Genomic DNA, 2,785 nt, shown 5'->3' on the forward strand with positions numbered 1-2,785 from the left:
GTCGTTGTTTAATCATGTTCTGGATGATGAGGAAAAGGAGCTTCCGCAAATGTTTATTTCCACGTTTATTGATTTTATCTTTAAAAAAGGTTTTACCTGATTGAAAACGGCGTATATCAATGCCAGCAAATGCATTGAGTTGCTTGTTATTATTAAAACGAGTAATATCTCCTATTTCAGCCATCAAGCGTACGGCAGTATTCGGCCCAATCCCAGGAAGACTGAGAATGATATCGTATTCTGCACGTTGCTCGGCTACATACACCATCTTGTTAATACAGCATTCTTTTTGGTGAAGAAGCTCTTGATAGCGCCTTGCGTATAATTTGAGTTGATCACACAGAACATCGTTCTGAGAAACGGCAGGATAGGAAGTTTTCGCTATTTCAAGTATCTGAATCGCTTTTTTCTCCGCCGTGATATTTGATATTTTTTTATTGGTGTTGGCACGAATACGATTTTTTATAATGGTTTTAGAAAGAGCTAAAACACAATCTGGGTGGGGGAATAGTTGAACAAAATTTAAAAACAAATCAGATCTACTGGTAAACATTCTTTCCAATTCTGGAAATGTTAATTGGATTACTTTATGCATACGGCTGCGAATCATCGATAATTCACCATCCAGTTCGCTATATAATCTAGAAAGAGATTTTAACTGATAGAATAAGTTATCAGTTCCAGTAGATACCCTTCGGGTAACTGTAAAATGAGTGAGAGCTAATCGGTGTGCATCGCTTCGGTCTGTCTTATGAATCCGTAAGGAATCACATTGTAGTTTGGCTTCTAATGGGTTTAATAAACAATATGTATACTGGTTATCTTGCATAAATCGTTCTAGCTGTCTGGAATAGATCCCTGTTGCTTCGAACACAATTTCAGGTGATTCACCAGTCTCATCTGTAAGCTTATGTATCTTTTCTTGTAGTTTTTCAAAATCAGGCTTAAAATGCTTGATTTCACTTTCGAATACACATTGTTTTTGTGCATTATAAATTACCATATAACTTTTACCCATACTGACATCAAATGCGATTACGTGTTTCATATAGTTCCTCCTCAGGTGGAATTGAAGTCTTCAWCTTACACTTATCRATTCCCATTTCTTATACACGATCTCGAGGACCAACATACTAAAAACTGATTCAAATAAGGTAAGTGAAGAAGGTCAGTTTTTTTACGGATTCAGGATCCCAAAGCACCCACGACCCTCTCTTCACTTCTACTATATAAAAAATAGTAGTGCGAACCAATGCCTTGGTCTGCACTACTAATCTTAGTATGTTTTCTTTGTTATATAGAAATTACACATTAACCATTAAGCATATTAGGGAATATCGAGCATAGAATGATATTGACACCACGATATCAAATTTATTGCTGCGTTTTAGTGTTAACTCTATGTTCATGAAAGGGCACCTGTATAAAGTGTCTTTTTGATGAACCATTTTAATATAGAAATCATATAGTATAGTGTAGGACAAGCTAACCGCTTATATCCTATTCAATGCTCATTGGGGAAATCCCCTTCTCATATTTTAGCATCTACTGACGTGGATGCTCTTTTTTATTGAGCAAAATGGACATTTAAATAGGAGGTTAATGATGGGTGTAACATTAGAGGAATTAGAAAAGTGTTTTAATGAAGCTGTAAATGAAGGAGCAGAGTATGTAGCTGTTCAAATTGAAATGGATGGATTTCCTAGCGATGAAGTAATTATTAACGACAAACATAACATTGATTCTAAACTAGCGTATTATAAGAAAACATACAATGAAGATTTAGAACATAGATGCACTCCAGGAATTCGTATTGTAGGTTTTGCGTATGGTTATTCGTTCTCAGAAATCCTACGTGAATTAGGATTGTTGGTGAAGTAGTGATTAAACCAATAGCAATTATCGTAGGCGCTGCCGTTATCCTGGTGGCGTCTTGTTTGTTGTTAAGRGATGATAAGGGGTGAAATAGACTTGCAATTTGAAGATTAGATAATAATATTATTAYTTTAAAATGCAGAAAGTAGACTAATAAACAAGCTGTTTTTAACTTTTAATMMTAGAATATGAGGAATTCTATTRTTAAGAGGAGGTAATCATATTTATGGGATGTAATTGTAATTTCAGACATTGCAGAGATTGTAATAGATTTTGGGATGATTTAATGTTCTGCAGACGCAGACATAGAGATTGTGATGACCGTCGTTGTAGACGCGACCGTGACTGCGATTGTGATGAATGCCGTCGCAGACGTAACCATCATCATGACTGTGAGCGTGATAATCGTCGAGATTAGTAAAGTCCTTTGAATGAGTGTGCTTCTTCGCAGCACTCTTTTTTTGTTTATGGGTTTTCTAAATTAATACTTATTAAATACGAAGAATGTAGTTGCAATTCGATTTAAGGTCCAACAAAACAAACGAACATAACTAACGAAAATAAATGTCTTGTTTATATGTCTAAAAGTTGACCCTTTTGTACAATTTGATTTCATAGGTTAAAAACTTTGTAAACAGATAGTTGTTAATGTCTAAAAGATAGTCTGAAATAAAAGTATAGAATTCTTAGGACTTTTAGACTATTTTGAGGTGATTGTGATGGCTATTGTTGGTTATGCAAGGGTAAGTACAAAAGAACAAAATTTAGATGCGCAAATTGAGATAGTAACAGATTATGGATGTGATAAAATATATTCTGAAAAATACAGTGAAGCTAATAGCAATCGAGGAGAATTGCAAAAAGCATTAGAGTATATGAGAGAAGGAGATAAATTTGTTATTTGTAAAAT

General features: G+C 34.5%; 4 protein-coding genes. 3 read left to right on the forward strand and 1 reads right to left on the reverse strand.

Annotated features, from left to right (window positions below; genetic code table 11):
- Positions 1 to 1,048, reverse strand: a 1,048-nt coding sequence (locus AC1DJR_RS24900) for an IS110 family RNA-guided transposase (RefSeq protein ID WP_477003755.1), incomplete at its 3' end; no start/stop codon positions are given.
- A gap of 557 nt (positions 1,049 to 1,605) precedes the next feature.
- On the opposite strand from AC1DJR_RS24900, the gene AC1DJR_RS24905 reads away from it, so the two are divergent.
- The 3 genes from AC1DJR_RS24905 to AC1DJR_RS24915 form a co-directional block, all read left to right on the forward strand.
- Positions 1,606 to 1,881 (forward strand): hypothetical protein, encoded by a 276-nt coding sequence (locus tag AC1DJR_RS24905; RefSeq protein ID WP_016119217.1) that lies wholly within the window; start codon positions 1,606 to 1,608, stop codon positions 1,879 to 1,881.
- 220 nt (positions 1,882 to 2,101) lie between these two features.
- Complete coding sequence (locus tag AC1DJR_RS24910) at positions 2,102 to 2,293, forward strand: hypothetical protein (protein ID WP_078177533.1); 192 nt, start codon at positions 2,102 to 2,104, stop codon at positions 2,291 to 2,293.
- Between the two features lie 301 nt (positions 2,294 to 2,594).
- A partial coding sequence (locus AC1DJR_RS24915; protein ID WP_477003756.1) for a recombinase family protein occupies positions 2,595 to 2,785 on the forward strand: 191 nt, incomplete at its 3' end.

Source organism: Bacillus sp. 05T31 (genome assembly GCF_056396725.1).